The sequence below is a fragment of the Streptomyces sp. NPDC050619 genome, assembly GCF_040654815.1.
Lineage (GTDB): Bacteria > Actinomycetota > Actinomycetes > Streptomycetales > Streptomycetaceae > Streptomyces.
In genome coordinates this window covers 15,557-30,237 of the sequence record NZ_JBFAIR010000068.1, presented here as the reverse complement: position 1 = coordinate 30,237, position 14,681 = coordinate 15,557, and the positions used below count along the sequence as shown (strand labels likewise).

The 14,681-nt window shown below is 74.5% G+C and carries 1 protein-coding gene and 1 pseudogene; one reads left to right on the top strand and one right to left on the bottom strand.

Annotation, left to right across the window (positions count from 1 at the left end):
- A pseudogene (locus tag AB0I77_RS50920) lies at nucleotides 1-289 on the bottom strand (hypothetical protein); the annotation flags it as partial.
- Here AB0I77_RS50920 and AB0I77_RS50915 point away from each other — a divergent pair.
- Complete coding sequence (locus AB0I77_RS50915; protein WP_363289846.1) at nucleotides 263-14,665, top strand: SDR family NAD(P)-dependent oxidoreductase; 14,403 nt, start codon at nucleotides 263-265, stop codon at nucleotides 14,663-14,665. The pseudogene AB0I77_RS50920 and the gene AB0I77_RS50915 sit on opposite strands and share 27 nt — an antisense overlap.
- Nucleotides 14,666-14,681 lie beyond the last annotated feature (16 nt).

Below are 14,681 nucleotides of genomic sequence, written 5' to 3'. Positions count from 1 at the left end.
ACCCGGCCGTGCCGCGCCACCCATTGGCTATGGCCCCGGCCACGGCCGGCCCGGCCTCGACCCCGCCGACGTCGGCCGCACGCTGGCCACCGCACGCGCCACCCTCGACCACCGTGCCGTCCTCGTCGGGGGCAGCCCGGACAACCTGACCGCGGCGGCCGCCGCCCTCGCCGACGGCGACACGACCGCCCTCGTCACCTCGGTGGCGGGCGAGGGCCGCACCGTGTGGGCCTTCACCGGACAGGGCAGCCAGCGCCCCGGCATGGGCCGCGAACTGTACGACGCCCACCCGGTGTTCGCGCAGACCCTCGACGACACCTGTGCGCTGCTCGACGCGGAACTCGCCGGCGCCGACGGATTCGACACGCCGCTGCGCACCGTGCTGTTCGCCGCGGAGCACAGCCCCGAGGCCGCCCTGCTGGGCCGCACCGGCCATGCGCAGGCCGCGCTGTTCGCCCTCCAGGTCGCACTCGCCGAGTTGCTGCGCTCCTGGGCACTGGCCCCCGACGTGCTCGTCGGCCACTCCATCGGCGAGCTGGCCGCCGCCCACGTCGCGGGCGTCCTCGAACTGCCCGACGCCGTACGGCTGGTGGCCGCCCGAGCCCGGCTGATGCAGGCACTGCCCGACGGCGGCGCGATGGCGGCCGTCGAGGCCGGTCCCGAGGAGGTCGCGCCCTGGCTGACCGACGGCGCGGTCGTCGCCGCCGTCAACGGGCCGGCCGCCGTGGTGGTCTCCGGTACGCGGACCGCCGTGGACGCGGTGCTGACCGTCGCGCGCGAGCAGGGCCGGCGTGTCACCGGGCTCAAGGTGTCGCACGCCTTCCACTCCCCGCTGATGGAACCCATGCTGGCCGAGTTCGCCGCCGTCGCGGGCGACCTCACCTACCGGCGGCCCCGGACACCGGCCGTCAGCACCGTCACCGGCCGGCCACTCGGCGACGACGACTGGTCGAGCGCCGAGTACTGGGTGCGCCAGGTGCGGCAACCCGTCCTCTTCGACGACGCCGTCCGGACCGTCACCGGCGAACTCGGCGCCGCCCGACTGCTGGAACTCGGCCCCGACCCGGTCCTCGCCTCCCTCGCCCAGCAGACCGCCCCCGACCTGACCGTGGCCGTCTCCGCCCTGCGCGCGGGCCGCGCCGAGGCGGAGACCCTCCTCACCGCCGTGGGCGAGCTGTTCGTACGCGGCACCCCCGTCGACTGGACGGAGGTGTTCCGTGGCACGGACGCCCGCCTGACCGACCTGCCCACGTACGCCTTCCAACGCGACCGCTTCTGGCTGCCCGACCGGACGGCGCCCGGCGGGACCGCCGGTACGGCGGCGGAGGACGGCGCCGAGGCCGGGTTCTGGCAGCTGGTCGAGGGCCGCGACGCGAGCACGCTGGCACGGGAGCTCGACCTGCCGGTGGATGCCTCGCTCGACGCGCTGCTGCCGGCGCTGTCGGCTTGGCGGCGGCGCGGCCGGGACGATCTCGCGCAGGCGGGTCGCCGTTACCGCGTGATGTGGCGGCCGGTGCCCGTCACTCCTGGTGGGGCCCCGCCGGTGGGCCGCTGGACGGTGGCCGCGGCGGAGCCGGACGGCCAGGCCCTGGCGGAGGCGTTGCGCCGGGCGGGCGCGGAGGTCGACCTGATCACGGTCACGGATACCGACCCGCCTGCCCGGATCGCGGAACGCGTGCGTGCGACGGGCGCCGAGCCGTCGTGCGTGCTGTCCCTGCTGCCGTCGCCCGCCGCTGTGCTCGCCGTGTGGCAGGCGCTGGCCGAGGCCGCTCCGGGCGCCCGTCTGTGGTGCGCCACCCGGTCTGCCCAGTCGGTGGGCGCGGGCGACCCTCCGGCCCATCCCGAACAGGCCGCGGTCTGGGGCCTGGGCCGGACTCTCGCGCTGGAGCAGCCGGACCGGTGGGGTGGACTGATCGACCTGCCGGAGCACCCGGTGAGTGGCGACCTGGAGCGGCTGGTGGCAGCGCTGGCCGGTTCGGCGGCGGAGGACCAGCTCGCCGTACGCACCACCGGTGTTCTGGCCGCACGTCTGGTACGCGACACCGACGCCGGACGCGCCGCACAGAGCCGGCGGTTCAGCGGTACCGCCCTTGTCACCGGGGGAACCGGTGCGCTGGGTGGTCATGTGGCCCGCTGGCTGGTGCGGCGGGGGATCGAGCATGTGGTGCTGGTCTCCCGTCGCGGCGCCGACGCCCCCGGTGCGGCTCAGTTGCGGGAGGAACTGGCCGGGCTCGGTGCCGAGGTCACGCTCGCCGCGTGTGACATCACCGACCGCAGTGCGCTCGGTTCCCTGCTGGAGGCGCACCCGCCGACCGTGGTCGGGCACGCGGCGGGCGTACTGGACGACGGGCTTGCCGCCGACCTGACCGCCGAGCGGCTGGGGCGGGTTCTGGCGGTCAAGGCGGACGCGGCCCGGCATCTGCATGAACTGACCGCGCGAAGTGACCTGGACGCGTTCGTGCTGTTCTCGTCCGTGGCGGGTGTGACGGGTAATGCCGGGCAGTCCGCGTATGCCGCGGCCAACGCGTGCCTCGACGCGCTCGCGCAGCATCGGCGCGGGCTTGGCCTGCCGGCCACTTCTGTGGCGTGGGGGCCTTGGGCCGATGCCGGTATGGCCGCCGAGCCTGCGGTGGCGGCTCATCTCGAGCGGATGGGCCTGCGGGCACTGGAGCCCGCCACCGCCGTCGACGCGCTGGAGCGCGTCCTGGACGGCGGCCGGGCCTGTGCCACCGTCCTGGACGCCGACTGGTCGCGTTTCGCGGCGGCGACCGCGTACGCGCGACGCGGCTCGCTCCTGCGCGAACTGATGCCGGACACGGAGGAGACCGGCACCGGTCGGGACCGGTTCACGGCCGTGGGTGGCGAACTGGCGGAAGAACTGCGTGGCCGCCCGCCCGCGGAGCGGGAACGGATCGTGCTCTCCCGGGTCCGGTCGGCAGTGGCCGCCGTTCTCGGCCACGCCTCCGGCGCCGCGATCGACGCCGAGCGTCCCTTCACCGACCTGGGTTTCGACTCGCTCACCGCGGTGGAGCTGCGCAACCGGCTCGGCGCCGCGACCGGTCTGCGCCTGCCCGCCACCCTGGTGTACGACCACCCCACCCCGGCCGCCCTCGCCGACTTCCTCCGCGCCCAGGTCCTGGGAAGGGCCGCCGGCGAACCGGAGCGGGACGGCACGGCGCCGGACCCCGTCGGCGTCGACGAGGATCCCGTGGTGATCGTCGGAATGGGCTGCCGATTCCCGGGCGGTGTGTCCTCACCGGAGGAGCTGTGGGAGCTGCTGGCACAGGGCCGGGACGGACTGGCACCGTTCCCGCAGGACCGCGGCTGGGACGTGGAGCGGTGGTACGACCCCGACTCGGGGCGTCCCGGCATGTCGTACGTGAACGTCGGTGGCTTCCTGCAAGGCGCGGCCGACTTCGACGCCGAGCTGTTCGGGATCTCGCCGCGTGAGGCCCTCGCCATGGATCCGCAGCAGCGGCTGCTGCTGGAGACGGCGTGGGAGGCGCTGGAGCGGGCGGGTATCGATCCCCTGTCCCTGCGTGGGTCGGCCACCGGTGTGTTCGCGGGCACCAACGGCCAGGACTACCAGGAGATGGCCCACGCGGCCGCCGAGGACATCGAGGGCTACGTCGGCACCGGCTCGGCGGCCAGCGTGCTGTCCGGGCGGGTCAGTTATGCGCTGGGGCTGGAGGGTCCGGCGCTGACGGTGGACACGGCGTGTTCGTCGGCGCTGGTCGCGCTGCATCTGGCGGTGCGGGCGATCCGTGGCGGCGAGTGCCGGACGGCGCTGGTGGGCGGCGTGACGGTGATGGCCACGCCGGGCGTCTTCGTGGAGTTTTCCCGCCAGCGTGGCCTGGCCGCCGACGGGCGCTGCAAGGCGTTCGCCGACGGCGCCGACGGCACCGGCTGGTCGGAGGGCGCGGGCGTGCTCGTACTGATGCGGCAGTCGGAGGCCGAGCGGCGCGGGCACCGGGTGCTGGCGGTGGTGCGGGGCACCGCGGTCAACCAGGACGGCGCGTCCAACGGACTCACGGCGCCGAACGGACCGGCCCAGCAGCGGGTGATCCGGCAGGCGCTGGCCGACGCGGGTGTGTCACCGTCTCAGGTGCACGCCGTGGAGGCGCACGGGACGGGGACCCGGCTGGGGGACCCGATCGAGGCGCAGGCGCTGCTGGCGACATACGGCCAGGCGCGTGAGGGTGACGAGCCGTTGTGGCTGGGGTCGGTGAAGTCCAACCTCGGGCACACCCAGGCCGCCGCAGGCGTCGCCGGTGTGATCAAGATGGTGATGGCGCTGCGGGAGCAGTGCCTGCCGCGCACCCTTCATGTCGACCGTCCGTCGTCGCACGTGGACTGGTCGGAGGGTGCCGTACGGCTGCTCACCGAGGAGCGGGACTGGCCCCGCGGGGAGCACCCGCGCAGGGCCGGAGTGTCGTCCTTCGGCATCAGTGGCACGAACGCGCACGCGATCATCGAGGAGGCCCCGTCCGCTTCCGCCGCTCAGGAACGGCGGCCGGACGGTCCCGGGCTGCCGGTGGTGCCGTGGGTGGTGTCGGCACGTTCCGCGGAGGCGTTGCGGGCCCAGACGAGGCGGCTCGCGCCGGTGGCCGCCGACCCGGTCGACACCGGGTTCTCGCTCGTGGTGACACGTGCGCTGCTGGAGCACCGGGCAGTGGTGCTGGGCAGTGACCTGGACGCCCTGCGGTCCGGTCTGGCCGAGCCCGCGATCACCGGTTCGGCGGTCGAGGGACACACGGCGTGGATGTTCACGGGGCAGGGCAGCCAGCGGCCCGGCATGGGACGGGAGTTGTACGACGCCTATCCCGTGTTCGCGGCCGCGCTGGACGAGGTCTGCGCCCTGCTGGACGCCGAACTGGGCTTCGAACGACCGCTGAAGCGGGTGCTGTTCGCGGACGACCCCGAGCAACTGAACGCAACCGGATACGCACAGTCGGCCCTCTTCGCACTCCAGGTGTCGCTGGTCGCGCTGCTGCGGTCGTGGGGTGCGGCACCGGACGTGGTGCTGGGGCATTCGGTGGGTGAGTTCGCCGCGGCCTACGCGGCGGGGGTCTTCGAACTGCCGGGTGCGGTACGGCTGGTGGCGGCCCGGGCGCGGTTGATGCAGGCATTGCCCGAGGACGGTGCGATGGCCGCGATCGAGGCGGACGAGGCCGAGGTGGCCGGCCGGCTCGACGGGAACGTGGTGATCGCAGCGGTCAACGGGCCCGGCGCGGTCGTGGTCTCCGGCGCGCGGCCCGCTGTGCAGGCCGTCGTGGAGCGATACAGGTCAGAGGGCCGCCGTGCCACCCTGCTGCGGGTCTCCCACGCCTTCCACTCGCCGCTGATGGCACCGATGCTGGAGGAGTTCACCCGGACAGCCCGGCAGGTGACATACCGTCAGCCAATCGTCACCGCCGTCAGCACCGTCACGGGCAGCACGCTGGACGGGGACGACTGGACGACCCCCGACTACTGGGCGCGGCAGATCGTCCGCCCGGTCCGCTTCCACGAGGCGCTCACCGCCACCGCCGCCGAGGGGGCGACCCGTTTCCTGGAGATCGGCCCGGACCCGGTCCTGACCGCGCTGGCCCGGACGGCCACCGACGTCACGGCCGCCGCCACCCTGCGCACGGACCGGCCCGAGCCGCACTCCCTGCTGACGGCCGTCGCCGAACTCTTCGTCCACGGCATGGCCGTCGACTGGCCGCGGCTGTTCGACGGCGCCGGCGCCCGTCCCGTCGACCTGCCCACCTACGCCTTCCAACGCCGCCGCTACTGGCTGGAGCCCACGAAGCCGGCGCTCGACGCGCGAGGCCTCGGTCTCGGGACCGCACGGCACCCGCTGATCGGCGCCACGGTACGGCTGGCGGGTTCTGACTCGGCCGTGCTCACGTCACGGCTGTCCGTGCGGACGCACCCCTGGCTGGCCGACCACACGGTCGACGGCACGGTTGTCGTCCCCGGCACGGCGCTGCTGGAGCTCGCCGTCCAGGCCGCCGACCACGTCGGAGCGCGGACGGTCGACGAACTGGCCCTCCGGGTGCCGCTGCTGGTGCCCGACGACGGGGCGGTCCAGGTGCAGACGTCGGTCGACCCGGCCGACGGCGGGGGTGACCATCTCCTCCGTATCCATGCACGGCCCGACGGGGGATCCGACGACCAGCCGTGGACGCTGCACGCCACGGGAACGCTGGGCGCCACCGAACCGTCCGCGCCCGACTGGCACCTGCGCGCGTGGCCGCCCGCCGACGCGGAGCCGGTCGCGGTGGACGGCCTGTACGCACGCCTGGCTGAGACCGGCATGGGGTACGGCACGGCGTTCCAGGGGCTGCGCGCCGTCTGGCGCGCCGGCGCCGACCTGTACGTCGAGGCCGAACTGCCCGAGCCGGCCGACGAGGACGCCGACGCCTTCGCACTGCACCCGGCCCTCCTCGACGCGGTCCTGCACGCCCTCGGCACGGACCACACCATGACCACAGAGGACGGTGACGGACAGCGCAGGGCACTGCTGCCCTTCCTGTGGTCGGGGGTCATTCTGGCCGCCGTGGGCGCCACCGCCGTCCGCGCCCGGATGACCGTCAGCGCCCCCGGCGAGGTCGCCGTACGGGTCGCCGACACCGCAGGCGCACCGGTCGCCGAAGTGGCCGGGCTGGTGCTGCGCCCGGTCAACCCCGCCGAGGTCACCGCGGCGGACCCGGCCGCCGCGGCACGCGACCTGTACCAGCTGCGGTGGGTGGCGGCCGCGACGGCGGCGAGCGCGGCCGACGGCGAGCCGGCCGCGGACCTCGCCGTGCTGGGCGACGCGGACCGTGCCGTGCCAGGAGTTGCCGCGTTCCCGGACGTCGCCGCCCTCGGCGCCGCGGACGCACCCGCAGGGCCGGTCCTGCTCCCGGTCGCCGCCGGGCGGCCGCTGAGCGAGTCCGTGAGCAGCGTACTCGCCACGCTCCAGGAGTGGCTCGCCGAACCCGCGCTCGCCGGCAGCCGGCTCCTCGTCCTGACCACCGGTGCCGAAACCGACCCGGCAGGTGCCGCCGTGTGGGGCCTGGTGCGTACGGCGATCAGCGAGCACCCCGACCGGTTCGCCCTGGTCGACACCGACGGCACACCGGCCTCGCAGCGGGCCCTGACGGAGCGGTCGGCCGCACTCGCCGAGACCGGTGAGACCCAGCTCGCCCTCCGCGAGGGCCAAGTGCTCCTGCCTCGCCTGACCCGGGCCACCGCCCTCGACGGTACCGGACCGGTCTGGCCCCGGACCGGTACCGTCCTGATCACCGGCGGTACCGGCGGTCTGGGCGCGCTGCTGGCCCGGCACCTGGTCGCCGAGCACGGCGTGCGAGACCTGCTGCTGGTTTCGCGGCGCGGACTTCAGGCCCCGGGAGCCGCAGAACTGCGCGCGGAACTCGCGGAGTCGGGGACGCGAGTCGACATCGTCGCCTGCGATGTGAGCGATCGGGCGGCGCTGGCCGAACTGCTCGACGGGGTGCGGCTGAGCGCGGTCGTCCACACCGCCGGCGTGCTGGACGACGGTGTGATCACCGAGCTCACACAGGAGCGGCTGGCCCGAGTTCTGGCGGCGAAGGCCGAATCCGCGCTTCATCTGCACGAGTTGACGGTCGACCGGGAGCTGGAGGCCTTCGTCCTGTACTCGTCCGTCGCCTCAGTGGTCGGCTCCGCGGGGCAGGCCGCCTACGCGGCCGCCAACGCGTCCCTCGACGCGCTCGCCCGGCGCCGGCGCGCCCAGGGGCTGCCCGCGGTGTCGCTGGCCTGGGGCATGTGGGAGACCGCCGAGGGCATGGGCGGCACCCTCTCGGAGACCGAGCTGGCCCGCATGCGCCGCCAGGGCTTCCCCGCGCTGACCGAGGCGGAGGCCCTGACTCTGCTCGACGCGGCACTTCGGGCCGACGAGCCGGTGGCGGTGCCCGTGGCGTTGCGCACCGCCGCTCTCGCCGAACGCGGCAGCACGCTGCCGAGCGTACTGCGTGACCTCGTGCCGGCCACGCGCCGGCGTGCCGCCGGACGGGGCGGTACCGGCAGCACCGACGAGCTGGCCGCGCGGCTGGCCGGAGCGTCCTCCGCCGAACAGGATCAGCTGCTGCTGGACCTGGTCCAGACGCAGGTCGCCGCCGTGCTCGGCCACTCCTCGGGTGCGTCCGTCGACCCCCGCCGCGCCTTCAAGGACCTGGGCTTCGACTCCCTCACCGCCGTCGACCTGCGTAACCAGCTCGGCACGGCGACCGGCCTGCGCCTGCCGGCCACGCTCGTCTTCGACCACCCGAGCCCGGCCGCCCTCGCCGCCCGCCTCCGCCGGGAACTGGTCGGCGACGCCGCCCCCGAACCCGCCGTCGCACCCGGGCGACGTACCGCCACGGCCGACGACGAGCCCATCGCCATCGTCGGCATGGGCTGCAGGTATCCGGGGGGTGTCACCTCCCCCGAGGACCTGTGGCGACTGGTCGCCGAGGGCGGCGACGGCATCTCCGGCTTCCCGACCGACCGCGGCTGGGACGTGGAGCGGCTGTACGACCCCGACCCTGACCGGCCGGGCACGTCGTACGCCCGCGAAGGCGGGTTCCTGTACGACGCCGCGGACTTCGACGCCGAACTGTTCGGCATCAGCCCGCGTGAGGCGCTCGCCATGGACCCGCAGCAGCGGCTGCTGCTGGAGACCTCATGGGAGGCCCTGGAGCGGGCGGGCATCGACCCGGACGCCCTGCGCGGAACGGACACGGGCGTGTACGCGGGCCTGATGTACCACGACTATTCCGCCCGTCTGCACACCGTGCCCGACGAGGTCGAGGGCTACCTCGGCAACGGCAACGCGGGCAGCGTCTTCTCCGGCCGCATCGCCTACGTGTTCGGCTTCGAGGGGCCGGCCGTCACTGTCGACACCGCCTGCTCCTCCTCCCTCGTCGCCCTGCACCTGGCCTGCCAGGCCCTGCGGTCCGGCGAGTGCGGCACCGCGCTGGCCGGTGGCGTGACCGTGATGGCCACCCCGCAGACCTTCGTGGAGTTCTCCCGCCAGCGTGGCCTGGCCGCCGACGGCCGCTGCAAGTCCTTCGCGGACGGCGCCGACGGCACCGGCTGGGCCGAGGGCGCCGGCGTACTGGTGCTGATGCGGCTGTCCGAGGCCCGCCGCCGGGGCCACCCGGTGCTGGGCGTGGTCCGTGGCACAGCCCTCAACCAGGACGGTGCCTCCAATGGCCTGACCGCGCCCAACGGTCCCTCGCAGCAGCGGGTGATCCGGCAGGCGCTGGCCGCGTCGGGTCTGCGGCCCGGTGAAGTGGACGCGGTCGAGGCGCACGGCACCGGCACACGCTTGGGTGACCCGATCGAGGCGCAGGCCCTGCTCGCGACGTACGGCCAGGACCGTGACGAGCCGCTGTATCTCGGGTCGATCAAGTCGAACATCGGGCACACGCAGGCCGCCGCCGGTGTCGCGGGCGTCATCAAGATGGTGATGGCGCTGCACGCCGAGCGACTGCCGCGCACCCTGCATGTCGACGACCCCACCTCGCACGTCGATTGGGAGGCCGGCGCCGTTGAACTGCTGACCGAGGAACGCCCGTGGCCGCGCGGGGAGCGCCCGCGCCGGGCCGGTGTCTCCTCCTTCGGCATCAGCGGCACCAACGCCCATGTCGTCGTCGAGGAACCCCCCCTCGCCCACCAGGCGCCCGACACCACCCCGGCGACCGGGCTCCCGCTCGTCCCCTGGATCGTCTCCGCCCGCACGGCCGACGCGCTGCGAGCGCAGACCGCACGCCTGGCGTCCGCGACCGGAACCCCCCTCGACATCGGCCTCTCCCTGGCCACGACACGGGCGAAGCTCGAACACCGGGCCGTGCTCGGTGTGACCGAGGGCGCGATCACCGGATCGGTCGCTGAGGGGCGTACGGGGTGGATGTTCACGGGGCAGGGCAGCCAACGTCCCGGGATGGGGCGGGAGTTGTATGAGTCCTTCCCGGTCTTCGCCGCCGCGCTGGATGGGGTGTGCGGGTTGCTGGATGCCGAGCTCGGTTTTGAACGGCCGTTGAGGGAGGTGCTGTTCGCCGAGGAGGGGGAGGACTCGACGGGGTACGCGCAGTGTGGACTGTTCGCCCTTCAGGTGGCGTTGGTGGCGTTGCTGCGGTCGTGGGGGATGGCACCCGATGTCGTTTTGGGGCATTCGGTGGGTGAGTTCGCCGCCGCGTATGTGGCTGGGGTGTTCGAACTGCCGGACGCGGTACGACTGGTGGCGGCTCGTGCGCGGTTGATGCAGGCCCTGCCCGAGGGCGGTGCCATGGCCGCGGTGGAGGGTTCGGAGGCCGAGGTCGCGGACTGGTTGGTGGACGGTGCCGTGATGGCGGCCGTCAACGGACCCGCCGCCGTGGTGATCTCCGGTACGGAGACGGCGGTCGAGGCGGTTGCCGGGCGGGCTCGGGACGCGGGACGGCGGACGAGGCGTCTGAAAGTTTCGCACGCGTTCCATTCGCCGTTGATGGAGCCGATGCTGGCCGGGTTCACGGCGGTGGCCGAGCAGGTGGAATACGGTCGGCCGAGCGTAGCGGCGGTCAGCACGTTGACGGGTGGACCTCTCGGCGAGGGGGACTGGACGAGCGCCGCCTACTGGGCCGACCAGATCGTCAAGCCAGTGCGCTTCCACGACGCGCTGACCTCGGCCCGTACCCAGGGCGCCGCCCGTTTCCTGGAGATCGGCCCGGACCCGGTCCTGACCGCGCTGGCCGGCGACGTACCGGCCGTATCGACGCTTCGTAAGGACCGCCCCGAAGCGGAAACCGTGCTCACCGCCTGCGCCGAACTCTTCGTCCGAGGCGCCGAGATCGACTGGTCCGCCCTCTTCGAGGGAACCGGCGCCCACCGCGTCGACCTGCCCACCTACCCCTTCCAACGCCGCCGGTACTGGCTCGACGCCCCGCCCGCGCCCTCCGACGCCGACGGTCTCGGCCTGGCCCGGACCGATCACCCGCTGCTGGGCGCCGCCGTGCCGGTGGCCGGTTCGGACGTGGTGTTGCTCGCCTCGAGTCTGTCGGTGCGGACGCATCCCTGGCTGGGCGACCACGCCGTGGCCGGTTCCGTCGTGGTGCCGGGGACGGTGCTCATGGAGCTGGCGCTTCAGGCCGGAGAGCGCGTGGGGGCCAGGCAGCTGGCCGAGCTGACCCTGCGTACTCCGATCGTGCTGCCCGAGCACGGTGCCGTACAGCTTCAGATCGCCGTAGGAGCCGAGGAGGCCGAGGACGCGCCGGACGGGGGCCGTACGCTCCACGTCTACGCCCGCTCGCGGGAGGCCGGTCCCGACGAGCCCTGGACCCTGCACGCCTCGGGCACCCTGGACAGCGCCGAACCGGCGGCACCCGGCTGGGACTTGACGGCCTGGCCGCCCACTGGTGCGGAGCCCGTGGAGTTCGGCGACCTGTACGACCGGCTCACCACGGCCGGCCTTGATTACGGCCCCGCCTTCCGTGGGCTGCGGCGGGTGTGGCGACACGAAGGCGATCTGTACGTCGAGGCCGAACTGCCCGAGTCCGTCGCGGGCGACGCCGCGTCGTACGGTCTGCATCCCGCCCTGCTGGACACCGTCCTGCACGGCCTCGGCCTGCACGCGGAGACCACCGACGCCTCGCTGCCCTTCCTGTGGTCCGGAGTCCGCCTGACCGCCGTGGGCGCGGGCACCGTCCGGGCCCGGCTCACCTCGCGCGGCGCCGGGGACATCGCCCTGCGTATCGCGGACGCGAGGGGCGAACCGGTCGCGGAGATCGACTCCCTCGTGCTGCGCGTCCTGTCCCTGGACCGCCTCACCGCCGCCACCGGACCCGACGACCTGTACCGGCCGCACTGGACCCCGGCCCCCGAGCAGGAGGGCGTGACGGACCGGACGGTGTGGACGGTCGTCGGCACCGCCCCGGCCGATGTCCCCGCCACCGTGTACCCCGACCTCGACGCGCTGGCCGCGGCCGGCGACGTACCCGACACGGTGTTGCTGCCCCTCACCCCGGACGTCGGTGAGGACGTGGCCGCCACGGTCACCGCCGTCCTCACCCGGCTGAAGACGTGGCTGGCCGACGAGCGATTCGCCGCGTCGCGGCTCGTCGTGCTGACCGCGGGGGCCGTACGGGTCGAGACCGCCGGGGACGGGGCGCCGGATGTCGCCGCGGCCGGCGTGTGGGGCCTGGTCCGCTCCGCGATCAGCGAGAACCCCGGCCGGTTCGCCCTCGCCGACACCGACGACGACCCCGCCTCCCCGCCCGCGCTCGCCGCGGCCCTGCGGGTCACCGACGAGACGCAGTTCGCGGTGCGTGCGGGCCGGGTGTGGCTGCCGCGCCTCGTCCGGATGGCCGGTGACGGCGTGCTCGCCCCGCCGGCCGGTGCCGGTGACGCATGGCGGCTGGACATCGTCGACCAGGGCCGGCTCGACGGCATCGCCCTCGTCCCCGAGGAGCGGCGCCCGCTCGGCCCCGGCGAGGTCCGGGTCGCGATGCGCGCGGCCGGCGTCAACTTCCGCGACGTGCTGAACGTGCTGGGCATGTACCCCGGGGACGCCGGCCGGATGGGCCTGGAGGGCGCGGGGATCATCGTGGAGACCGGCCCCGGCGTGGACCGCCTGGCCGTCGGCGACCGGGTGCTGGGCATGCTCGACGCGGCCTTCGGCCCCACCGCGGTGGCCGACGCCCGTCAGCTCGCGCCGATCCCGAAGGGCTGGACGTACGAGCAGGCCGCGTCCGTGCCGATCGTGTTCCTCACCGCCTATTACGCCCTGGTCGACCTGGCCGGGCTCCAGGCGGGCGAGTCCGTGCTGATCCACGCCGCCGCCGGTGGCGTCGGCATGGCCGCCGTACAACTCGCCCGGCATCTCGGGGCCGAGGTGTACGCGACGGCGAGCGAGGGCAAGTGGCCCGCCGTGCGAGAGCTCGGCGTCCCCGCCGACCACATCGCCTCGTCCCGCACCACGGAGTTCGAGCAACGCTTCCAGGAGGCCGGCGTCGACGTCGTCCTCGACTCCCTCGCCGGGGAGTTCGTGGACGCCTCCCTGCGGCTGCTGCGGCCCGGCGGGCGGTTCGTCGAGATGGGCAAGACCGACATCCGCGACGCCGACGAGGTCGCCGCCGGGCACGGGGTGTCGTATCGCGCCTTCGACCTCGTGGAGGCAGGTCCCGACCGCATCGGCGAGATGCTCGGGGCGCTGCTGGACCTGTTCGAGCAGGGTGTGCTGCGGCCCGTCCCGGTGACCGCGTTCGACATCGCCCGTGCGCCCGAGGCGCTGCGGCTGCTCCAGCGGGCCAAGCACGTCGGCAAGGTCGTCCTGACCGTGCCCGCGCCCTGGTCCCGGCCGGGCACCGTGCTGATCACCGGCGGTACCGGCGGCCTCGGCGCGCTGCTCGCCCGGCATCTCGTCGAACGGCACGGCGTCCGTGACCTGTTGCTGCTGTCCCGCCGGGGACCCGAGGCGCCCGGCGCCGCCGAACTGCGTGCCGCGCTCGCCGAGTCGGGAGCCCGTGCCGACATCGTCGCCTGCGACGTCAGCGACCGCGAGCAGCTCGCCGCCGTCCTCGACGGCGTCTCGCTGAGCGCCGTCGTGCACACGGCCGGCGTCCTCGACGACGGCATCCTCACCGGCCTCACCGGCGAGCGCCTGGCCCGCGTGCTGGCCGCCAAGACCGACGCGGCCCGGCATCTGCACGAGCTGACCGCCGGTCACCCCCTGGACGCCTTCGTGCTGTACTCGTCCGTCGCCGGAGTCATGGGCTCCGCCGGCCAGGCCGCCTACGCCGCCGCCAACGCCGCCCTCGACGCGCTGGCAACCGCCCGCCGCGCCCAGGGGCTGCCCGCCGTGTCCCTGGCCTGGGGCATGTGGGAGACCGAGGCGGGCATGGGCGGCACCCTGTCGCGGGCCGAACTCGCCCGTATGCGCCACCAGGGCTTCCCCGCCCTGCCCGGCGACGAGGCCCTCGCCCTGCTCGACGTCGCCCTGCGCGTCAACGAGCCCGTCGCGGTGCCCGTCGCGCTGCGGCCGGCCGCCCTCGCCGACCACGCCGACAATCTCGCCGGCGTACTGCGCGACCTCGTCCCCGCGGCCCGCAGGCGCCGGGCGGCCGCACGCGACGCCTCCGGCACGGCCGAGGACCTCACCGGGCGGCTCGCCGCCCTGACCGCCCCCGAGCAGGACCAGCTCCTGCTGGATCTGGTCCGCACCCAGGTGGCCGCCGTACTCGGCCACTCCTCGCCCGCCTCCGTCGAACCCACCCGCGCCTTCAAGGACATCGGCTTCGACTCCCTCACCGCCGTCGACCTCCGCAACCGGATCGGCGCCGCCACCGGCCTCCAACTCCCCGCCACCCTCGTCTTCGACCACCCCACCCCCGAGGACCTGGTACGGCTGCTGCGCGACCGGCTCCTCGCCGGCACCCCAGTGCCCGCACCGGCGGTCCCCGCCGACGACGGCCTCGACCCGCAGGTACGGGACCTGCTGACCGCGATCCCGACGGCCCGGCTCCGCGAGTCCGGCGTGCTCGACATGCTGCGCCGGCTCGCCGACCGACCCGCCGCCACCGGCCCCGACGACCCGCGGCCGGCCACCCCCGCCGAACAGCCCCGACAGCCCGAATCCCTGGACGCGATGGGCGCCGACAGCCTCGTCCAGCTGGCCCTGAAGCGAGTGCAGAGGCCGGCGTGACCGCGGTGCCGGCCGG